This window comes from Sphingobacterium athyrii (assembly GCF_003071065.1).
Lineage (GTDB): Bacteria > Bacteroidota > Bacteroidia > Sphingobacteriales > Sphingobacteriaceae > Sphingobacterium > Sphingobacterium athyrii.
Genome location: NZ_QCXX01000006.1, coordinates 123,562 through 145,504, shown reverse-complemented (window position 1 = coordinate 145,504; position 21,943 = coordinate 123,562). Strand labels below are relative to the sequence as shown.

The following is a 21,943-nucleotide window of genomic DNA, read 5'->3' as shown; positions in this document are numbered from 1 at the left end:
TAGTTCCGAAAGCCCTAAGCGATCATTCCGATATACACGTTGCCGTTTTCGACTTTAACGGGATAGGTCTTAATTGCACATTCATCACCGGAGAGACATTCCCCCGTATCCAGTGCAAAGGTTTTCTTATGAAATGGACAAGCCACCTTTGGCGTATCCCCCAGCGAACCCAACATTCCCCTGCTTAAAATCATCTGCCGTTTATGTGGACATTCATTCTGGGTAGCATACCATTCATTGCGGCGTGCAAAATAAAATAGCGCGACCTGTTGATTGTTTAGCTTGAGACAAACCCCGCCATTCTCGATAGCATCTTCTATTTTACAGGCTTGAAGCCATTGTGTGTCTAGTTGCGTTTCCATATGATTCTCTTTAAAAAGGTTTTTGTATAATGTTTAAATAGTTTTTAGATTCCAATCGGCTGCTTTTTTCTGTCCGCGCATCATGTCAAACTGTACCGTATCGTCCTTTTCCTCAGGTGCGTTTACAAAATGTACAAAACGTTTACGGATATTGGGATCCTCTACTGCAGCCTTCCATTCACAACGGTAGCTATCAACAAGCAATTGCATATCCTGTTCCCAAGCTTCTCCCATTCCGAGACTATCCTCCACCACCACATTCCGCAAATAGTCGATCCCCCCTTCCATTTTATTGAGCCAAGGAGCAGTACGCGTCAGTGGGTCTGCTGTACGGATATAGAACATCAGAAAACGGTCAATATACCGGATACAGGTTTCACTATCAATATCGGCCGCCAAGAGTAGCGCATGCTGAGGTTTGCTACCACCGTTTCCACAGACATAGAGATTCCAGCCTTTTTCCGTCGCGATGATACCAAAGTCCTTGCTCTGTGCTTCGGCGCACTCACGGATACAGCCACTGACAGCAGACTTGAGCTTATGCGGAGCCCGCAGTCCACGATAGCGCTCCTCAATGCGGATGGCAAAAGACACACTGTCGTGCAGACCAAATCGGCACCAGGTACTACCCACGCAGCTTTTCACGGTACGCAGTGCCTTTCCATAAGCATGCCCACTTTCAAAACCCGCTGCGATAAGTTCCTCCCAGATAAACGGGAGGTCATTGAGGTGTGCACCAAACAAATCAATGCGTTGTCCTCCCGTAATTTTTGTATATAAATTATATTTTTTAGCCACTTCACCGATAACGATCAGCTTGTCAGGTGTAATTTCACCGCCCGGAATCCGTGGAACGACAGAGTAGGTTCCGCCTTTCTGTATATTGGCTAGGTAACGGTCGTTACTATCCTGTGCCACATCATTTCCCTTACCAAGAATCATTTCATTCCACAGGCTAGCAAGCAGCGAAGACACGAGCGGTTTGCATACCTCACAACCATGACCACGGCCCAATGCATCCAACACATGATCGTAGCTTTTCAGCTCGTGAATTTTGATCAGGTCGTACAGCTCCTGACGGCTCAGGTCAAAATGCTCACATATTGTATTACGGATATATTTCCCCTGTTGTTTCATGGTATAGTTGACCAGATCTTTTACCATAGGTATACAACCACCGCATCCCGAACCAGCTTTGGTACATTTTTTAACAGCCTCTGCATTTTCGCAATTATGTGTGGTCACAGCATCACAGATCTGCGCTTTGGTAATCCCTTCACAACTGCAGATCAATGCCTGATCCGGTAAGGCTTCCAATCCCGAAGAAGCCGATTTGCTCTCGCGCTGCTCGCCAAACAGCAGCAGTTCGGGATGCTCAGCCAAAGGCATACTATTGTTGACCATTTGTAGGAGCATATTGTAACTGGTAGCCTCGCCCACGAGAATTCCACCGAGCAGACGCGTACCGTCCGTACTGACGTTCAATCGTTTATAGACACCCTTATTGCGATCCTCCAGCAGGATTGTCCGGGCATAAGGCTCACTGACAAAAGGGTCACCAAAGCTAGCCACATCCACCCCCATCAGTTTTAATTTGGTACTCATATCAAATCCCTTGAAAGATTTCTCTCCACCTATGATATGAGAAGCAGCAATTTCCGCCATTTCATAACCAGGAGCAACCAAGCCATAAATCATGTCATTAACCAGCGCACATTCCCCAATGGCATATACAGCAGGCTCAGAAGTCTGCATCTGTGCATTGACCAGTATCCCGCCACGTTCCCCGATGGCTAATCCAATTTTTTTTGCCAGCTCATCCCGCGGACGGATACCAGCAGAAATCACCAGCATATCTGTTTCGAGCACCGTACCATCGTTAAAAGCAATACCGGTAAGATGTTCATCCCCGAGTAGCTGGCTTGTGGATTTTTGCAGTTGACAGCTCAGCCCCAATTCAGCCAACTTAGCTTCTAAAAGGGCGCTCGCGCTTGCATCGATCTGCCTGGGCATCAATCGCGGTGCAAATTCAATGACAGCTGTTTCTTCAATACCCAAGTCAACGAGGGCTTTTGCTGCTTCCAAGCCCAGCAGCCCACCCCCCATAACCGTTCCTTTTTTAGCTTTCGCCGCATAAGCTTTGATCAATTCTAGATCCTCAATGGTCCGGTAGAGAAATACGCCTTGCTTTTCTATCCCCGGAATTGGCGGAACAAATGCAGCCGAGCCTGTTGCAAAGATGAGGTAGTCATAATGAATAATTTCACCCTTCAATGAACAAACCTCTTTTTTACTTAAATCTACATCAACAACGGGATCATTTAAATGAATTTTAATATTATTCTCAGCGTACCAATCGTTTTTTGAAAGAAAAAGCTCATCAATCGATGAAATTTTAAAGTAATCTGTCAGATGTACGCGATCATAGGCACGAATTGGCTCTTCTGCAAACACCGTTATCTCTAGATCGGGAGATTTTTGTTTTAATTTTTCACAAATCTTATTCCCGACCATACCATTTCCGATAATTACAATCATTTTTCTTTCCATAACATCTATTTTTTTATTAAAAAACCATATACATGATTTCATGCCACTAATTTATGAAATAAAAAATCAAATAATCAACAAAAAGATGATTTTTATCATATTTTTTCATTAAAAAACTACAAACAATCAAACATTTTGTGATTTTAATCATAATTTTTAATACATTTACATATATAAAGACAGTAAAAACAGGTAAAACATGAAAAAATCAACCGAAAAATCATTATTTATTGTTGGAGCTGGTCCGGGAGACCCAGAATTGCTCACCATTAAAGCCTATAAAGCGATCGAAAATGCGCAAGTTATCCTATATGACAACTTAATCAACGATGAAATCCTAAGTATAGCGAATAAAAACTGTATAAAACGTTATGTTGGCAAGCATCCTTATGGCAAATACGTACCACAAGAAGAAATAAATGACCTTATTCTTTACTATTGTCAAAATTTTGAGCAAGTGGTACGCTTGAAAGGTGGTGACCCCTACCTCTTTGGACGTGGTTTTGAAGAATGGCTTACCGTGAAAGACCAAAATATAAATGTTACCTATATTCCGGGAATCAGCAGCATGCAAGGCGCAGGTCTCAATAGTATCCCGCTCACGCATCGCGGTGTAAGTGAAGGTGTATGGGCATTGACCGGTATGAAAAAAGATGGCAGCCTATCAGCCGACCTTCCACTAGCTGTCCAGAGCAAATCGACCGTGGTGATTTATATGGGGATGCGTAAACTTGATGAGATTGCACGTACTTATGTACTCTATGGCAAAGGAGATACACCCGCGGCCATTATACAGCACGCGAGCCTACCACAACAAAAGCAGGTGTTATGTAAAGCGAAAGATCTTGTGCGAGCTAGTCTGGAGAATAGCCTCGGGCATCCGGCGATTATTGTCATCGGAGAAGTTGTCAACTTGCAGCAGGCCGCCACAATCGTTATGGAACAACGGCATATTATATAATATAGCACCTAAAAATTCCTTTTGATAGCTTCGTATTTCACACCATAACCCATAAACGAAAAAAGCCCCCATACGGAGGCTCTCTCATTATATATTATTTGGTGGTTTTTCTACCAATTGTCATTCGACTTGCTATCGTTGATTCCCTTTGAGAATTCAGCGATATACCTATTGATGAATGCATCTAACCCTTCCTGCAAGCTTTTTCGGGCCACTTTGCCATTGCTACCATACAATGCATTTTTTGACATAAAGTTATTCGTACCGTTCAACGGGTATTCAGCTCCGCCCGGCGACTCAAAATATTTGTAATTCGGTGCGAACCTTATTTTCGAATCTTTGAAATCCAGGGTAATCTTATAATAAAAATCATAGTACGTTTTTGAACCCAAATAGGTGGTATAAACAGCCTTCTGCTCCATCGCATCGATCACAATTTGCTCGCCATCGATTTTCGTCGTTACTTTCTCAGGATTATTATAATAGGAATTCACATACTTTAGCGCCGCTTTATAGAGATCGTTTTGTGATCTACCGGCGAAATTCAACACAACATAGTTTTTGGACTCATCGCTAGTATCTACAAAATCCTTCGGTGTTATTTTCATTGATTGTGCTTGCACAAATGCCGTAACGATACAAAACAATAAAACGGCAAAAAACTTTTTACTCATTACCTGTAGTCCTTTTTTCAATTTAAGATTAATTATATTATTACACGTTGCTATGTTAACAGATATTATGCCAAACTTATACAGTTAAACTTTAAACGGCAGGTTTTGTCTTTCCTCATTTATAAAATATAATCATCCGGAATTACCAGACATATTTAGCGTATTCCTAATGAAAATCCATTTAAGCTATTGAATTTTCTCAAATTCAAAGGGAATTTCCATGTCCTTATTAGAAACTTTTGCTTTCAGCTTTCCACTTTCGGTCCAATACTGGATCTGTTTCGGAAAATCTATCGAATCATTCGTAAAAACAAACTCGTTGCTTTTAAGCTCTGCCAGCTTAAATTCAATAGGTCTTTTTTCATCCGGAGTTTTAACGAATAAGCTCCATTTTCCATCCGTTGCGATTAACGACATTTGCTCCTGGCTTACGGTATCCCCTTTTTGCAATGTATAGGAAAAGCCTGCATATTCTGTCACGCTTATTTTTTCCCAGTTTTCAAAAGTTTCTTTTCCTTTTTCTTCGTTCACCCGCTTCCAATTTCCGTTGAGCCAATCTAAATTCACAATTACCTCCTTTGTAGGTTCAGATGCAGTCGTTGAGGTTGCAGTGGGACCACTTTTTATCGTCTGGTGACAGGATACAGCGACAGCGGTATAAACTAAAAGACCTATCCTTTTCATCATTTACTATTTTGGTTATGAATTGTATGTTAATATTGACTTCAATATACCTATTTTTATACAATTTTACCTCTCCCGCCTAGGCATACTTAAAATATCTTCCTGTTCCCTGGCTTCCTGTTTACTCAATTCCATCAGACCTGAATCAGAATGGTAAATAGCTTGGTAGTTATTTAAAAAGATAAATCGAAAGTATCTGGCCGTCCCTGCCTCCTCCGCAAACTTTTTTGGATCTTCATAAAATGATTCCTTACCCATATACTGTTCGCCGGGGGTTGCAAGTGCCCTACCCGTTTTATCCTTGTCCGACCATCCGCCCTGACGGTTAAAAAAGGAGATATCAGATTTGTAGTTTTGATATTGCCCCTGATACACATGTGTCTTTTTCTTCGGATCCGTATACGTTAACTTAAAATTGATATCATCCACAAACTCAATCTTGTAGGCGGTCTTCTCTTTGCCGAATATTATTCTCATCTCATTGTACTCCGAATTTGATGGCGATCTTTCGTATTTGGCTGTAAAATACCAGGTTGTATGCTGGAGCGGATAAGTCTCCGTAACAGGAAACGTGTAATTATCCGAAGAAAAAGGAAATTTTTGTCCTTTGTCATAGATCAGCAGGAATTTTATGGCATGAAGCCGCTTATTGTCAATGACGGTATCCCCGGCGATCATATACTTAACCACCGGATTGTTAAATGTAGCTTGATAGGTATTCGCATCGATCTGCTCAAGCTTAGGCTCATAATCAAGCAAGCGCGCTCTAAAAACACTAAGATCGGCGGCCGTAATATAAGTCAGCAACAGTTCATTCTTATTGTCCTGCTGTCTGGTGGACAACGACAGTCTTTCCTTCGTCTGCGGATGTATATAGAGGCTATCATTTACCCGCTGGAATCCCGTAGGTAACAGATAGGCCGCATTTAGTTTAGCAACTTTATTTTCCGGAATCCCTTCATCTGTATATAGATGAATGAAATTTCTTGGATAGAATTTTTGTGCAAACAAGCCTTTGCCCATACAGAAAATCAACACCAGCAGACTTAACAACTTTGTTATTTTTACGTTCATTTTTTGCTTTTATAATCTATTTGACCCTAAAGATAGGGATAACATCACAACAAGCGGATCTATTTTAATATCCGCATTAGATCAGTTACGATTCGTAAAAGTCAGCGCAAAATACAGGAGGACAAGCCAGATCAGCAGAAAGACGCCATTGGCAAAAAGCAAAAATATACCCAGAGTCGTCAGCCTTGGCAAAAGGCCGTACAGACTCATGTCGTCGATTAAGCGGAAAAGATAATTCGAGAGCCATTTTACAGGCAAAAGCCCGGCATTGATGCTAGGCTTTTATTTTTGGATCTATCCAATAAGCAGTGTGGTTCGTGTGGCTAAAAAATTCCATGGGCGTCACATGACAGTCCATGGTATCCTGTAATCCCCCATCGGTATAACTTACCAGTTCTTCGGAGGGGACAACCATTCCCGTAATGATAGCCGATTCATCCAGACAGTTTAAATCGGACAATAGGACATTGATATTGTTGGATACGACCCATTGTTCCATCTCTGCTTTGGTCAGCTGCTGTACCCTTTCTGCCAAAAATTTAGCTTCCTCAAGCTCTTTTTCGACACTATTGGGATAAAATAGTTTGAGGAATGCAACATACTTATCAAACTGTTTCGTTCGGATGGCTTCATTGCGTAGGAATTGCTTCTCCCCCAATTGCCCGTACTCCTTCGCATATTTACGCAGTTCCAATTCCGACAATTCCCGATTCGACCAGTTTGCCAACTCCGACAGCGCATACACATCGGTGCCCTGTCCATCACATTTGTTTAGATATTCCCAGACATCCCCCTGGACGATTTTGGGTTTATTATGTTCCAGAATGTTATATCCCTCGGCAATCCACGCTTCAATTTGTTCCCGTTTCATATATCAATTTTTAATTTAATACCTAATCTCTAGTCCCTAATCGACAAGCACACATTCAACCGTGTCAAGTCCGACAGCATGTACGGTCCATTGTGCCGATTATTCTATCTTATAAACAATCGGTCGGAGCCGAAAGTTTCCCACAAAAAAAAGAAAAGGCCAGGAACATAAAAGAATCCTGACCTTTATAACTAAGTTATCCATCAAATGGATTATTATAAGGACAAGATCCAATTGAAAATAGTTTAAAAAAGCTTCAAATAGCCATTTTTTTTAAAAGCTCTATTTTTTCTGTCAATTTATCATGTAAAATTTGGCAGTTTTGGTGCAAAAATTTCAGTTTTTTAAGCTCGGTATTTTTTTTGTGGATTATTTAATACAGTCGGCCGGCTGGCAAATTTAAATTATTGTTATACTTCATTAAAAGGAGGTTACTATGAAACTTGCAAAAAGAAACTGGAACAATTTTTCACTTTTTTCGCCCATGTTTGATAATTTTAACCGTGAGCTTTTAAATTGGGACAACAAAAATTTCTCATCAACAAGTACCACCGTTCCTGCGGTCAACATCAAGGAAAACGGAGATACTTTTGAAGTTGAGGTTGCTGCCCCGGGCATGGCCAAAGATGATTTTAAGGTGACGCTCGATGGCAACCTATTGACCATATCCTCGGCTAAGGAGGAACAAAATGAGGAACATAAGGAAAACTACACACGCCGGGAGTTCAGTTACCAATCTTTCCAGCGTAGCTTTGAGCTTCAGAAGGATGTAGTCGACCAGGATAATATCCGGGCATGCTATGAAAATGGCATGCTGCGATTGACAATACCTAAAAAAGAAGAGGCCAAGCAGAAAGAACCACGACTGATCGAAATATCCTAAAGATTCAAATAGCAACTTTAACTTGGTTAGCCTCCACTGGAGGCTAACCTATTTTTCAGTCTTTAATACAAAGATTATGAAAACATCGAATTATTATATTGAATTACAGATGTACTGCCACGGACGTTATATCACTATCGCCAGTTTCGACCAGAACAGCTGCGAAAAGATTATTCAGGAATTATTTGATGAATTACTTGGTGACCATGAGGCCTCGGACATCCGGCGATTGCGCATCAATCTTCTCCTGAACGACACAGAGGTTCCGAAGACACAATTACGATCAATACACTGCACACTGGATGAATTGGCAGAAAACACCAAGACTATTATTAAGAAGACCTTCCGGTCAGTAAATTTCGACTGACGGCAGTCCGCTCTGGCATTCAGCACAAATTATCGGCTTACAGTTCATTTAAGCACATTTTTTTTACAATTGTTTTTTTCTTTCACCCTTGATTTTTATCAAATTGATTTTTAATTTGGGAGCGGTTTTTTCAAAAAGGTACCTGATACCCCAAACCGACATTTTTTAAAAGCTAATATTCTATTTAAATATAAATTTTAGTTATTGGATCATGTTAACAAAATTACTAATTACAAACACAGACCGACATTTTTCTTTCAGGCCATTTTTTATCGCACTTATTGTGCTGGCAAACAGCCTTTATCTATCGGGGCAAACCGTGAAACCGCTCAAATCCAGTTTTGAAGCGAGGTTGATCAATATTGAGGCCCCTAGCAATGAACCTTTTCGTTATACCACGACTCTGACCAATGGATCTGCTCAATTGGTCAACTACAACTTGAATGCACAGCTACCCGACGGATGGCAGATTAGCTACCGCGTAGAAGGGTCGCAAGTGACTTCCCTGCAGATGCAGCCCAATAAAGTACAGGAAATCAGCATTGAAATCAGTTGTCCCATCACTGCTAAGCCCGATAAATATAAAATCCCCGTAAAAGCCATATCTTCAAAAGATACGCTACAACTCGATCTGGAAGCAGTCGTCAAGGGCTCTTATGCACTTGAGCTGACCACACCAAGTGGAAGACTCAGCGACGAAGTCGTATCCGGCAGCAGCAAGGAAATTCTGCTTAAAGTCAAAAACACAGGTACTCTTCCGCTCAATATACTGGAACTGACGTCCCAATTACCCAGCAGATGGGAGGCAAGCTTCGATCCCTCGACTATCAAACAGCTCGAAGCAGGTAAATCTATCGACGTCAAAGTCAACCTAAAAGTTCCCGACAAGACTATCGCCGGTGACTATGCGGCCAAATTCGAGATCAAGTCATCCAACAGCAACGCCGACATTTCATTCCGTATGATCGTCAAGACCTCTTTGCTTTCCGGCTGGATCGGCATGCTGGTCATCGTATTGGCTATTGGCTTGGTGTATTATCTTATCCGCAAATACGGCCGCAGATAAGGGCGCGACAAAAAGACTATCATTATGAAGGATCCTATCATTCAATTGACAGGCCTGACCAAAAACTACGGTAAAGTAACCGCCGTAGACAAGTTGGACCTGCATATTTATCGCGGAGAGATCTTTGGCCTACTTGGTCCCAATGGCGCCGGAAAGACAACCAGTATTCTCATGATGCTGGGCCTGACCGAACCCACGGCCGGTACAGCCCATGTCTGTGGCCATAATGCCACGCGCAATCCTATCGCAGTGAAACGCAAAGTTGGCTACCTTCCCGACAATGTAGGTTTTTACCCGGACATGACAGCGTTGGAAAACCTATGTTTCATTGCCGAATTAAATGGACTTACAGAATCCTATGCACAAGCTGCCGCTAAAGACATGTTGCATGTCGTGGGACTCGAACGGGAGATGCATAAAAAAACGGGTGCTTTTTCCCGCGGGATGAAACAACGTCTGGGCTTGGCCGAGGTGCTGATCAAGGCTCCCGAGGTTGCCATTCTTGACGAACCTACGCTGGGCATTGATCCCAAGGGCGTTGATGAATTCCTGGAACTCATCAAGAAGCTCAGCAGGGAGCATAACCTTACAGTCCTGCTTTCTTCACACCACCTCCACCAGGTACAGCGTGTATGCGATCGGGTGGGCATTTTCGTTGGCGGTAAGTTACTGGTCGAAGGATCTATTGAAAGCCTGGCCCAAAACCTGCAACAGCAGAAAGGAGTCAGCACAGTCATTACTCTTGAACAGCCCCCAGGCGATAGCGCAAAAATTGAGCAAGCGCTCCATGTGCTGCCTGGAATTCGCAAACTTGCTATCACAGGGCATTCGATCGAGTTGATAACCGACAACGATGCCACCGCGGCCGCCGTACGCATTCTGGTCAACAATGGTGCTGATATTGTTTCCGTAAACCGCAATGACTACCAGCTCGACGATATTTATAATACATATTTTGAGAACAGCATAACAACAAATACTGTCTATGAAAAATCCAACGGTTTCTTCAAAAGATATCAATAACCGACCATCCGTTCCGATGCAGGTGCTGGTCCGCAAAGAAATCGCGGCACATATCCGCAGCTGGCGTTTTATTATTCTGATCCTGCTCATCGTACTGACCTTCGGAGCATCCCTGTATGTTTCTTCCATGGGGCTCAAGGACGCTGTCAGCAATATGCGTGATCCCGATCAGTCATTTCTATATCTAAAGCTCCTGACCACAACGGACAATTCCATTCCGCCGTTTCATGTTTTTTTAAACTTTCTAGCACCATTATTGGGCATAGCCCTTGGTTTTGACGCCGTCAATGCAGAATATAACAATGGGACACTCACCCGTTTGCTGGCACAACCAATTTACCGCGACAATCTATTGTTCGCCAAATTTCTGGCACCACTGGTCGTTGTGGGTACATTATTTGTCGCGTTGGCCCTGTTGATGATCGGTGGCGGACTCATTGGTACCGGTGTGCGGATAGAACCCCAGGAATTGCTGCGTATTTTGGGTTTCACTCTAATCAGTGTGCTATATGTTGCTTTCTGGCTGAGCCTGTCCATCCTGTTGTCGATCCGCTTTCGTCAGCCGGCCACTTCAGCACTCACCGCAATCGGCATCTGGCTATTTTTTACCATATTCTTTCCTATCCTGGTAAATTTGGCCATTCGACCATTTTTACCCAATCCCAATTACATCTCCGAACAGGAATATCTTGGTTACAATGAATTGATCTTAAACCTGCTTCGCTTATCGCCAAGCCAGCTCTATACCGATGCCACGACCACCCTGCTGATGCCTTCGGTACGCAGCCTTGGCCCTATCGCCATGGAACAGATGGTGGGCGCCATCCCTTCACCACTCTCCTTTCGCGAAAGTTTTCTGATGGTCTGGCCCCAGATCAGTGGACTCACCGCCGCCATGATGGTCTGCTTTGCCTGGTCCTATTACATTTTTATGCGAAGGGAAATAAGGAGCTGATCGCATCGCTTTAATATACTAAAACAACAAAGGCTGCACTGTCCGATCGGATAGGCAGCCTTTATCAAGTATATAATGAATAAAAAATGGGTACTTAATCTCTATTTTCTCTTTTGTAAGCGTAGTAGAAGACAATCGGGAGAATGGAAAACGAAAGAATCATACAGATAATCAAACCGCCGACAATCATAATGGCCAAGGGTTTCTGGATTTCAGATCCCATGCCATTGGACAGGGCAGCTGGCAATAAGCCCATCGCTCCCATGAGTGCAATCATTAAGATCGGCCGGATCCGGCTTTTTACGGCTTCATAAATAGCAGGTTTCAAGCCCATCTTGTGCAGCAGGTTTTCCTTCATGACGCCTATTAAGACAATTCCGTCGATCGTTGCCACGCCAAAGAGAATAATAAAACCGATACCGGCCGAGATCCCAAATGTCGTCCCCGTCATCCATAGGGATACAAACCCACCGATAAATGCAAAGGCAAGCGTCAGGGAGGAGATCAGCGTATCTTTAAGATTGCCAAAATTGGCGTAGAGCAAAAGCAAGATCAATAGCAGGGAAACCGGCACCACGTTCATCAGCTGTTTGGTGGCCCTTTCCTTGCTTTCAAACTCACCGGCCCAGACAACCTTGTAAGACTTGGGCAATTTAATATCAGCCGCGATCTGTTTTTTCGCATCCGCGATGGTACTGCCCAGATCCCTGCCTTCAATATTAAATCCAACACCGATATAGCGCGAATTCCCGTCGCGGTAGATAAAGGCCGGTCCCGTATGATAGTCTATAGTTGCGATTTCCCGCAGCGGCACCTTCTGGTCATTCATCGTCGGAATAATGATGTTTCCGATCTTTTCGGGGCTGTCCCGGTACTGTTTCTGAAAGCGCAGGCGGACATCAAAGATGCGCTCATTGTCGTAAAAATGCGTCACGGACTGTCCCCCGATGGTCATCTCGATGACCGACTGCACATCTCTGGTCGACACCCCATACTTCGCCATCTTGGAGTCGTGCAGCTGAATCCGCAGTTCGGGCAGACCAATATTTTTAAATACATTCACATCCGTGATACCTGCTACCTTCTTGAGCGATTCAGCAAACTTATTGGCTTTGTTCTCCAGATCCTGCAAGTTCTCACCAAAAATCTTGATCACCAGCGGACTTTTTACGCCGGCCACATATTCCTCCACATTGTCCTGAATCGGCTGGCTAAAACCAAAATTGATTCCCGGGAAAGTCTGCAGGCTATCGCGCATCTGCCCGATCAGTTTCTCTTTCGATATTTTCCGCTTCCACTCCCCCTCCGGTTTCAGTTCAATATTAAATTCGATATTAAAAAACCCGGTCGGATCCGTCCCGTCATTGGGTCTACCCGTCTGCGTCATAATAAAATCAATCTCATCAAATTGGTCGATCAATTTGGTTTTCATTGTTTTCGTCAACTTGACCGATTCCTCCAGGTTGACACTATTGGGCAATGTCGCACGGACATAAATGGCCCCCTCATTAAGCTTGGGCAGGAATTCCGAACCGTAATGGCTAAAGCGCACCATACAAACAACCAGCACCAGTCCAAAAAGCGCCAAGGTCCATTTTGGATGATCAAAAGCTTTTTTGAACCCACTAAAAATTACCTTTCGGCTGACCCTAGTTATTTTATTATCATCCTCTTTGATATTCGTCTTCAGCAGATACTTACACATTGCAGGCACATAGGTCAGACTCAGGACCAGGGAGCCCAACAGGGCATAGCCGAGGGTAAAGGCCAATGGCGAAAACATCTTTCCTTCGACCTTTTGAAAAGAGAAAATCGGTGTCAGTGCGACAATCAGGATCAGTAAGGCAAAAAAGATATACCCCGCCACCGAACCCGCACTTTTTTTAATGATGCCCAGTTTGGATACCTTGTTGAAACGGGCCGTCCCCAGCCGGTGCGCCTCCTTTTCCAGGGAGACAAAAACCGTCTCCACGATCACCAACGTGCCCTCGAGCAATAGGCCAAAGTCCAGTGCCCCCATGGAAATCAGATTCGCCGGCAAACCCTGTATTTTCAATAAAATAATCGCAAACAAGAAGGCCAATGGAATCACCGAGGCCACAATAAAGGTCGTCTTCCAGTTGTTCAAAAAGATAAAGACAATGATCGAAACCAGGATAACGCCCTCAATCAGGTTTTTCGACACCGTATGTACCGTATTATTCACCAATTTTGTGCGGTCAATCACCGGTTCGATCTTGACATTTTCAGGTAAAATACGGCCGTTCAGTTCCTCAATTTTTTCTTTCAGGCGTGTCACTACCGCTGATGGATTTTCACCCCGGAGCATAATAACGATACCCTGTACCAGATCATCCTCCTGATTGAGCCCCACCTGTCCGAGCCGCGGTTTGGCACCCAGTTCGATCTCAGCCACATGCTTGACCAGGATGGGCGTATTACCCACCACTTTGATCAAAATATTGCCAATATCTTCTATTTTATCCAGCAAGCCCACACCACGTACCACATAGGCCTGATTTCCTTTTTGTATCACATCTCCGCCCACATTGATATTTGAGCGCGATACCGCCTCATATACATCCAAGGGCGAAAGGTTGTAGTTGGCCAGTTCCGTTGGATTGATCTTTATTTCATAGATCTTTTCTTCACCGCCGAAGCTCACGACATCCGCTACGCCCGGCACCCCGACGAGCTCCCGTTCGATCACCCAGTCCTGAATGGCAGATACCTCCTTGATCGGCAGGTTGCTCTTGACCACATAGCGGAAGATTTCTCCCGTGGCACCCGACGGTGGTTCGATGGAGCTCTCCGCTCCTTCCGGCAGCTCAATGGAACGCATCTTGTTGCCGGCATATTGTTGCGCATAGAAGTCTTCCACACCATCCTCAAACTGGACCGTGACGACAGAGAGCCCAAACAGCGAGATCGACCGTACATCCGTCTTTTTCGGGATGGTGTTCATTTCCTTGGTGACGGGCAGCGTGACGAATTTCTCGATTTCTTCGGCACTGCGTCCCGGCCATTGCGTGATGATCCGGACACGGGTATTGGTCACGTCCGGGAATGCTTCGATCGGCGTATGCAGGTAAGCGTAAATTCCGCCGAACAATAAAGCCAGCGTAAAAAACAGCACCACCAGGGAATGTTTCAGTGAAAATGAAACGATATTTTGTACAACTTTCTTCATCCTATCTGTTCATCAATTCATCAAATACAATCAGTTCATTTTCTGTCAATACGCGGTCCCCCTCTTCCAGACCCGTTTCGACGAAAGCATAGGTTTCGTTTTCCGATACGATATCGACAGCTTTCAAGGATAAATCACAGTCACTTTTGTAGATCACGACATAATTCTGGTTGTTATGCAGGATCACCGCATCTTTGGGGATCGCCAGCAAGTTTTGTTTCTGCCCTGCGGATCCTTTCTCCACCAATACGTCCACACTCATGCCCGGTTTGAGCCTCAGATCCTTATTGAGCAGCTTGACACGCGCTTTGACCACCCGTTCTTCGGGATCAAAAAAGTTGGCCACCTGATCGATATAGCCTTCAAAATATTCCCCTTTATAGGCCAGTGTTGTGATCCTGACATGCGCCCCATTTTTGACAAAGGGTAAGTTATTTGCGTAAATATTGACAGTCACCCAGACCTCATTCAGGTTGCTGATTGACATTAGATCCGTATCATCGCCCACCGTCATGCCCGGACTCACCTTTTTGTCAATGATATACCCCGCTTTGGGCGCACGGATATAAAAAATGCCATTTTCGGCCGATCCGTTCAACAGCTTCATATTTGCCTTTACGTTCCGGATCCCGATCTCCACCGATTTCAGTTCGCTCTCCATTTCCTCCAGTTCACGTTGGGAAGCCATCCCGTCTTTCAGCATGCTGCGTAAACTATTCACTTTACTTTCCGTCAAACGTCGGCTATTTTCCAGTTCGCGGAGTTCCTTGCCCAGATCATTGACCGAAGTCCCTTTGAGTGCGATCAGCACCTGCCCTTTCTCCACATAATCACCCACGTTTACAGCGACAGACTGCACCATACCCTGAATCGGGCTCTTCAATGCCGCAAGTTCATCCTGGTTGTATTGAATTGCGCCATTTAAGGCAATCTGTTCGGACACATCCCGCTTTTGGATCGAATCAATTTTAATATGGTGTTTGAAATCATCACTGAGGCAAAAGTTTTTTGTCCCCACAATCTGCTGTTCCTCCTTTTGCGATGACTGACAGCCCAACAGGAGACAGATGGACAAAAACGTCATCAGCATTACAACATTCCCTTTCATTGGATGATATCCTTTCCGACTAAATAACTCAGTTCTTCGCCATACTGAAGATATTTTGCCTTTCGTTCCAATATTGATTCTTTGTTTTCCATATAATTATTGATAAAATCTATAAACTCAACGATCGTCAGTCTGCGTTCCTGAAAATTTCGGACGTAGCGTTCCAGGGCTATAGCCAATCTACCGTCAAATCCATTATCTGTAGCCTTCAGGCTAGATTCCAGGTTACTAAGACGTGCCGAAAGAAAATCAATCTCACGTTCGATATCGATTCGGGACTGCTCGATTTCAACCTTGTTTTTTTCCAGTTCCAGCTTGGCGATCTTGATATTCCCCTGGTTTCTATTAAAGAGGGGCAGATCCAAGGACAGGCCCAGACCAATAAAATCACGCATAATATTGCCGCCCCGATCATAATTCACCGAAACATCGAGGTTGGGCACACGTTCGGCTTTCTCTATTTCCAGCTGGGCCTGACCTTTCTTAAATTCATTGTGGATGATTTTATAATCACCACGATTATCCAGGGCCATGACTTTCCATTCGTTTTGTCTATTCGCAATAAAGGCCGGGTTGCCTATGGAATCCACAATGGAAAACGCCTTTCCTTTCGCCCCCAGATAACGTGCGACATCGTTCATTTTTTCAATTCTCTCCTGCTGGATTTCATTCAGTTTATTCCCAAAAGCAATGGACTCGCTCTGGATGCGGAGATAATCCATTTCGCTGACGTTGCCTTCCTTCCACTGGTTCCGGTAAGACTGCGTCAATTGATGAAAGATTCCAACCTGATTGGCGTAGAGACGCTCCTTTTCCTGCAGCACCTGCAGCTCCAGGCATTGGCTACGGAGGTCATATTTCAGATTCCGGAGCAATTCCTCAAACTGAAGTTGTGCATTCTCCTTTTCAAGGAGTTGCAGCTGTACCCGTTTTTTTCTTTTGCCGGCCAGTTCAATCGTCTGCTCCAATTCCACGGCCACCTGTTGGTACCGTCCGTAGTTCCCGATCAATGCCGGCATTTCCTCGCTGGAGGAGTTTTTCCAGAGATTGACCTCGCCAATAGAGATCTTGGGGTTGGGCCACAGCTTAGCCTGCAAGATCGCTGCGTCAGCCTGCTTTAGCTGAAAACGCTGTGCCATCAGGGCCAGGTTGTGTGTTAAGAAGACTTGTTCTATTTCCGATTTTTGCAAACGGTTTTCGGGCATTTCCTGTGCAGATAGCCTGCTATTCAGGCCAAGAAGAATAAGTAATGCAATGCGTATTTTTCTCACTCTATTTTGTATTTCCACAAAACTAAGCGACAGGGATTACAGGCAACTTTAAGGTAAATTAAAGTTTGATTAGAAGAGATTAGAGAAAGATTAGAATTTTGGAAACAGCAGCGATACCGTTGTCCCTCGTTCATCGGAACGGATAGCAAAGTCCACGCCCTGGTCTTTAAAAACGATCTGCGCAAAAGAAAGACCGATGCCGCTGCCCTTGACTTTGCCGACATTTGTTGCGCGGTAAAAGGTCTGCTTCACCGCCTCCAGTTCCGCCTGCGGAATTCCGATACCCTGATCAATGATCTCCAGGGACAAACGCTCATCGACTGTTGTCATGCGCACCAGCACTTCCTGACCATTGGCGTATTTAAGCGCGTTTTCGATCAGATTGGAGATCGACAATGCCAGGAGCATGCGATTGCCCCGAAAATTAAAATAATGCGGTTCATCCACCTGTAGCTCAATTTTCAGCGGTACGGAAAATGTGCGCTTAAACTTAGGCACCAGGTCCCATACCACCTCATCTATGCGAAAGACCTCCATGGAGCGCGTCAGGGCCCGGTCTTCCGTCAGCAACAGAAAATTACCGATAAGCTGGTTCAGAAAATTGACGTGTTCGGTGATTGTTGCTGCCAGCTCCTGATACTCCGCCTGACTGCGGGCTTTCGTCCCAAAAACCTCCATCGATCCCAGAATACCGGCAAGAGGTGTGCGGAACTCATGGGAGACGTAACTCACAAAATTCTTTCGGATGATCATGTTTTCACTGATCCGTCGCAGGAGCGCATTGTAGCTTTCGATCAGGTCCTGCAGCTCATCCTTCGTCCTGATGACCGTGAGCGGCTCCTGGATGGTATTTAAATCCTTATGCCGGATTTCCTGAATGACATTCCGAATGGGCAGATAAGCATATTTGCTCAGCCAGACCGACAGCAGGACGATACTAATCAGAGCAACCAGAAAAACAAGCACGAGAATAAAAAGCAGGCGGTTCAACTGATGGCTGAAATCCGCATTTGACTCCTTGACAAACACAAAAAAATCACCCTGATTATCTGGATAATATAGGCCGAAATAAAAGCTATCCTCCGTTTTAAAATAAACTTTTTTTTGTGATTTCAGCTGCGTCAGCAAGCTTTTATTGATTTGACTATCCGACTTCAAGCCACCGTAGCTTACCCGGCCCTCGGCATTATAGACCGCTACCATGGCCCGCTTGACCAGACTTTCGTATTGATTTTTAGACTCCAGGTGTTTCAAAGGACTCTGTTCATCCGCTTCCAAGTAGTAGATCCCGGCAATCTTTGCATTTTTTTCCAGCGAACTGATCAGATGGCGTTCCGAAGAATTATAGAATATCCAATAGATGACCAGTGTGGCAAGTCCAAAAATGATCGTGAAGACCAATGAAGAAAAAAGTGTCAATCTGATCTTGAGGTTCATCGTCAGTCTGTTTTGAGCATGTAACCAACCCCTTTGACCGTCTTGATAATGGATGTATCAGTTCCGTCATCCACCTTACCCCGCAGATAAGAGACGTACACATCCACGACATTTGTATTATTGTCAAAATCAATTCCCCAGACCGCCTGCAAGATAGCGGTACGCGAAAGTGTTTTATTGCGGTTTTCGATCAGATACTTAAGCAGCTTAAATTCTTTGGGGGACAGATCCACATTTGCACCGCCTTTATAGACTTCATAACGATCCAGGTCTACTTTGAGGTCACGAATTTCGATGCAGGTGTCATTAACTATATTTTTATAACTGTCCCGGCGCACCAGGGCTTTGATGCGGCTGACGAGCTCCTTAAACGAAAAAGGTTTGACCAGGTAATCGTCGGCACCACTTTCCAGGGCATCGACTTTATCTTCAATTTCACCCAGCGCGCTTAAGATCAGAATCGGAATATAGTTTTTGCGGTAGCGCAGCATTTTTGTAAACTGGATCCCATCGATTCCCGGCAGCATAATATCCAATACCACGATATCCAGTGATTCGGCATGGACCCATTCCCGTGCGGCCTCCGCGGATTCCGCCAAAATGACCCGATGGCCCAATTCTTCCAGTCCTTTCACCACAAAGCTACTGATACGACGATCGTCCTCTACCAAAAGTATCTGCATAAACGGAGTTTATCTTTATATGGGGTTATAAAAATCATATATTTCCCAATGGAATCTTACAAGTATACGAAATTAAGAATTAATCCCTTGCAGTCCACAGCCGTCCAATGCCTCTATGGATGCCCTGATCCAGCTCTCGGCTCCCCATACACCGATGGAACCACTTTCTATCAACACCTTGCCAGAAACAGCATTCGGCACGCCCCTATTTTACGCAGCGGACAGTGACTATTAGCTGTCCAACATGGCGCTGTGCATGTTCTGCCGCATGAAACAGCAGGCCGATCAACGTTGTTGGAATGCGCTTCCGGCCCAGAAAACGCTCCTCGGTCAACGTGTCGGGATTAACAGCAGCTAAGATTTGTAAGGCCTGCTCAATCTGCAGCTGTAAGTTTTCGACTAAAGTAGCTACGTTAAGCTCCATATCCACGACACCCTCCTGCCGAAGGTAATCGAACTGCCCAGCAGACAGCGCTTTGCCCGCAGCATAGGTAAACATGCGGTCGATCACACCGCGGATATGCAACAAGTGAAATCCAATGCTGGCATTTCCACAGGGACGAGCCCAGAGCTGCTCAGATGACAGCTGCGCAGTATATTTCACAATATCCTCTTCTGCCTGCAGCAGCGCATGAGCCACCGGCTGCAAAAGATCGGGAATCCCTGCAATCGGTCCCCGCATCCAAACTTCTACGTTTTCCATACCTGATTCTATAAGCTATTTTGTTTGCTCGTACTCTTTAACGCCCAGGCAACCAATACTGGCTGGAAAAATAAACGGGCAAGGCGCTTCCCATCGCTGTCCAGTCCGAAACCATCCCGATGTTCAGTATATTGCCCGGAAACACCGCAACAAAAAAAGCAGCTGCAATTTTACCCACGGCAGCACGCTGTTTACCCCTGGCCAATAGCAGCGCCGTGCCCAGGGCAATTTCAGCAAAACCGGAATAGACCACCGTATCGTCTTTAGAGATCGGTACCCAATCCGGTACCTGCGCCTGAAATTCCTTTCGGGCAAAAGTGAGGTGACCAATTCCCGCGACCACCAAAAATGCACCTAAGCCACAGCGCGCGATCTTTTTAAAACAAGATTTTTCCATAACTTTTTTATTAGAAGACAGTACAGGGCGAAAATAGTTTGATAGGACAAATAAGATTTCAAAAATAACCCCGATAAGGTATAAAAAACAGCAAAAGCAAAAATTCTATACCCGAAGTGGTATAAATAATTTGTTTTTACTTATATTTATATCAGAAAAGGTATAGATATGGATTCATTGCAATTATTTGTAAAACAAAAACGAAAGGAACTAAAGCTTACTCAAGAAGATTTGGCATTTAATGCTGGAGTAGGTTTACGTTTTGTCCGTGACCTTGAACAAGGAAAAAAAACACTTCGGTTAGATAAAGTAAATGATGTATTAGCTTTATTTGGTAAAGAGGTTGGCGTAGTGGATAAAATTAGAGCATAATGGCGCGTGAAGCAAAAATATATTTTCAAGATCAATTAGCAGGATATCTAATTGAAACCGATCGTGGTTATTCATTTAACTACGATCAAAATTATATCAGAACAGCCGATCCTAAGCCTATCAGTTTAACCCTACCGATTTCGGAACACGCGTACCACAGCAATGTTCTTTTTCCCTTTTTTGACGGTCTGATTCCAGAGGGATGGTTATTGGAAATAGGTGAAAAGTATTGGAAACTCAATCCCCGAGACCGCTTTGAATTATTGATTAATCTATGCCGGGACACCATTGGGGCCGTTTCCGTCTATCCGATGGAGGCGGAAGATCATGCTTAATTGTTTATTTTGCTACCAGCCAGTTGAAAGTGGGGAATACCATATTGCATGCTCAAAAAAGTTTTTTGGCACAGCCCAAGTTCCTTATCTGGAATTAGATAGGGAAAAATTAAATAAATTAGCTCAAATAACAGTAAATGAAAGACTGGCGTTAACCGGCGTGCAACCCAAGATATCACTTAGTTTAAATGGGGAAAAGGGTAGTAAACGACTAACACTTGTCGGCTTATGGGGAGAATATATCCTTAAGCCCCAATCTACAGATTTTCTTTTTATGCCTGAAGTAGAAGATTTAACAATGCATTTGGCTAAGCTATTTAAAATAGAAACTGCTGAGCACTCCCTGATACGAACAGCTACTGGAGAATTAGCATATATCACAAAACGATTTGACCGAGAAAAGGGGAAGAAAATTCATATTGAAGATTTATGCCAATTATCGCAGCTACTGACAGAGCAAAAATACAATAGCTCTTATGAGCGAGTGGGGAAAATCATCAGACAATTTGCTACAAATTCCGGACTAGATGCTATCAAATACTTTAGATTAGTGCTGTTTAGTTTCCTCACTGGTAATAATGACATGCACCTAAAAAACTTTTCATTAATCCATCATAATAACAATATTTTACTATCGCCTGCGTATGATCTCCTAAATGTGAACTTGATCTTCCCGAAAGACAAGGACGATATGGCCTTAACGTTGGGAGGTCGCAAAAGAAAGATTAAGCAATCTGACTTTAACCAATTAGCTTCAAGTTTAGGAATTTCTGATTTAGTTCGGAATAATATCTACAGCGACTTTTCAAAACATGCCGATAAAATTCCCAATTGGATTGATCGTAGCTTTTTAACTGAGGAATATAAGGAACAATACGCAAAGGTGGTTACCCATAAATTCAATCAAATCGAATTGTAGATTTATCCGCTTATTTATTTAGCTTCCAAGTTTCTTTCCCAAATGTTTCCAGAATCTA

Annotated in this window: 23 protein-coding genes; 9 read left to right on the top strand and 14 right to left on the bottom strand. The window is 44.0% G+C overall.

All coding sequences use genetic code 11. The annotated features are described in order from the left end of the window. Positions 1–14: 14 nt before the first annotated feature. The gene (nirD, locus tag DCO56_RS20560; RefSeq protein WP_108635626.1) at positions 15–362 is read right to left on the bottom strand and encodes a nitrite reductase small subunit NirD; all 348 of its coding nucleotides are present in this window, start codon (positions 360–362) and stop codon (positions 15–17) included. Between the two features lie 33 nt (positions 363–395). Next, on the bottom strand, positions 396–2,912 hold the full coding sequence (nirB, locus tag DCO56_RS20555) for a nitrite reductase large subunit NirB (RefSeq protein WP_108635819.1): 2,517 nt from the start codon (positions 2,910–2,912) through the stop codon (positions 396–398). A 199-nt stretch (positions 2,913–3,111) separates the two neighbouring features. On the opposite strand from nirB, the gene cobA reads away from it, so the two are divergent. Next, entirely contained in the window at positions 3,112–3,873 is a 762-nt protein-coding gene (cobA, locus tag DCO56_RS20550; RefSeq protein WP_108635625.1) for a uroporphyrinogen-III C-methyltransferase, read from the top strand. Between the two features lie 110 nt (positions 3,874–3,983). Here cobA and DCO56_RS20545 read toward each other — a convergent pair whose 3' ends face one another. From DCO56_RS20545 to DCO56_RS20530, 4 genes are all read right to left on the bottom strand, one after another. Further along, positions 3,984–4,547, bottom strand: coding sequence for a DUF4468 domain-containing protein (locus tag DCO56_RS20545; RefSeq protein WP_108635624.1), 564 nt, complete (start codon positions 4,545–4,547; stop codon positions 3,984–3,986). A 186-nt stretch (positions 4,548–4,733) separates the two neighbouring features. After that, a complete protein-coding gene (locus tag DCO56_RS20540; RefSeq protein ID WP_181390630.1) occupies positions 4,734–5,234 on the bottom strand; it encodes a DUF6265 family protein in 501 nt (166 codons plus the stop codon). A 63-nt stretch (positions 5,235–5,297) separates the two neighbouring features. After that, complete coding sequence (locus tag DCO56_RS20535) at positions 5,298–6,305, bottom strand: hypothetical protein (protein WP_146191103.1); 1,008 nt, start codon at positions 6,303–6,305, stop codon at positions 5,298–5,300. Positions 6,306–6,579: 274 nt separating this feature from the next. After that, complete coding sequence (locus tag DCO56_RS20530) at positions 6,580–7,176, bottom strand: hypothetical protein (RefSeq protein ID WP_108635622.1); 597 nt, start codon at positions 7,174–7,176, stop codon at positions 6,580–6,582. Between the two features lie 436 nt (positions 7,177–7,612). Here DCO56_RS20530 and DCO56_RS20525 point away from each other — a divergent pair, with 436 nt between their 5' ends. From DCO56_RS20525 to DCO56_RS20505, 5 genes are all read left to right on the top strand, one after another. Continuing rightward, entirely contained in the window at positions 7,613–8,059 is a 447-nt protein-coding gene (locus DCO56_RS20525) for an Hsp20/alpha crystallin family protein (protein ID WP_108635621.1), read from the top strand. A gap of 76 nt (positions 8,060–8,135) precedes the next feature. Further along, positions 8,136–8,426 carry a hypothetical protein gene (locus DCO56_RS20520; RefSeq protein WP_108635620.1) on the top strand — a complete coding sequence of 97 codons (291 nt, stop codon included), beginning with the start codon at positions 8,136–8,138 and terminating at the stop codon, positions 8,424–8,426. A gap of 211 nt (positions 8,427–8,637) precedes the next feature. Next, positions 8,638–9,492: a COG1470 family protein gene (locus tag DCO56_RS20515; protein ID WP_108635619.1), complete on the top strand. Its 855-nt coding sequence runs from the start codon at positions 8,638–8,640 to the stop codon at positions 9,490–9,492. Between the two features lie 24 nt (positions 9,493–9,516). Continuing rightward, positions 9,517–10,515, top strand: a complete 999-nt coding sequence (locus tag DCO56_RS20510) for an ABC transporter ATP-binding protein (RefSeq protein ID WP_108635618.1) — start codon at positions 9,517–9,519, stop codon at positions 10,513–10,515. Next, positions 10,478–11,470 carry an ABC transporter permease gene (locus DCO56_RS20505; RefSeq protein ID WP_108635617.1) on the top strand — a complete coding sequence of 331 codons (993 nt, stop codon included), beginning with the start codon at positions 10,478–10,480 and terminating at the stop codon, positions 11,468–11,470. Before DCO56_RS20510 ends, DCO56_RS20505 begins: the two co-directional genes overlap by 38 nt. Before the next feature lie 94 nt (positions 11,471–11,564). Here DCO56_RS20505 and DCO56_RS20500 read toward each other — a convergent pair whose 3' ends face one another. The 8 genes from DCO56_RS20500 to DCO56_RS20470 all read right to left on the bottom strand — a co-directional run bounded on the left by DCO56_RS20500 (position 11,565) and on the right by DCO56_RS20470 (position 20,259). After that, positions 11,565–14,660 (bottom strand): efflux RND transporter permease subunit, encoded by a 3,096-nt coding sequence (locus DCO56_RS20500; protein ID WP_108635616.1) that lies wholly within the window; start codon positions 14,658–14,660, stop codon positions 11,565–11,567. A gap of 1 nt (position 14,661) precedes the next feature. Beyond that, the gene (locus DCO56_RS20495; protein WP_108635615.1) at positions 14,662–15,768 is read right to left on the bottom strand and encodes an efflux RND transporter periplasmic adaptor subunit; all 1,107 of its coding nucleotides are present in this window, start codon (positions 15,766–15,768) and stop codon (positions 14,662–14,664) included. Further along, positions 15,765–17,039, bottom strand: a complete 1,275-nt coding sequence (locus DCO56_RS20490; RefSeq protein WP_108635614.1) for a TolC family protein — start codon at positions 17,037–17,039, stop codon at positions 15,765–15,767. The genes DCO56_RS20495 and DCO56_RS20490 overlap by 4 nt, the downstream gene beginning before the upstream one ends. 90 nt (positions 17,040–17,129) lie before the next feature. Continuing rightward, on the bottom strand, positions 17,130–18,476 hold the full coding sequence (locus tag DCO56_RS20485; RefSeq protein ID WP_108635613.1) for a sensor histidine kinase: 1,347 nt from the start codon (positions 18,474–18,476) through the stop codon (positions 17,130–17,132). A gap of 2 nt (positions 18,477–18,478) precedes the next feature. Further along, entirely contained in the window at positions 18,479–19,159 is a 681-nt protein-coding gene (locus DCO56_RS20480; RefSeq protein ID WP_108635612.1) for a response regulator transcription factor, read from the bottom strand. Between the two features lie 72 nt (positions 19,160–19,231). Next, entirely contained in the window at positions 19,232–19,360 is a 129-nt protein-coding gene (locus tag DCO56_RS29900) for a hypothetical protein (RefSeq protein WP_281259417.1), read from the bottom strand. Positions 19,361–19,364: 4 nt separating this feature from the next. Continuing rightward, positions 19,365–19,862 (bottom strand): DinB family protein, encoded by a 498-nt coding sequence (locus DCO56_RS20475; protein ID WP_108635611.1) that lies wholly within the window; start codon positions 19,860–19,862, stop codon positions 19,365–19,367. A gap of 37 nt (positions 19,863–19,899) precedes the next feature. Next, a complete protein-coding gene (locus DCO56_RS20470) occupies positions 19,900–20,259 on the bottom strand; it encodes a DoxX family protein (protein WP_245935883.1) in 360 nt (119 codons plus the stop codon). Positions 20,260–20,427: 168 nt separating this feature from the next. On the opposite strand from DCO56_RS20470, the gene DCO56_RS20465 reads away from it, so the two are divergent. From DCO56_RS20465 to DCO56_RS20455, 3 genes are read left to right on the top strand one after another with little or no spacing between them, the layout of a single operon-like run. Beyond that, positions 20,428–20,631 (top strand): type II toxin-antitoxin system Y4mF family antitoxin, encoded by a 204-nt coding sequence (locus DCO56_RS20465; protein WP_108635610.1) that lies wholly within the window; start codon positions 20,428–20,430, stop codon positions 20,629–20,631. Continuing rightward, complete coding sequence (locus DCO56_RS20460; protein WP_108635609.1) at positions 20,631–20,966, top strand: HipA N-terminal domain-containing protein; 336 nt, start codon at positions 20,631–20,633, stop codon at positions 20,964–20,966. Before DCO56_RS20465 ends, DCO56_RS20460 begins: the two co-directional genes overlap by 1 nt. Next, positions 20,959–21,885, top strand: a complete 927-nt coding sequence (locus DCO56_RS20455) for a HipA domain-containing protein (protein WP_108635608.1) — start codon at positions 20,959–20,961, stop codon at positions 21,883–21,885. The genes DCO56_RS20460 and DCO56_RS20455 overlap by 8 nt, the downstream gene beginning before the upstream one ends. Positions 21,886–21,943 lie beyond the last annotated feature (58 nt).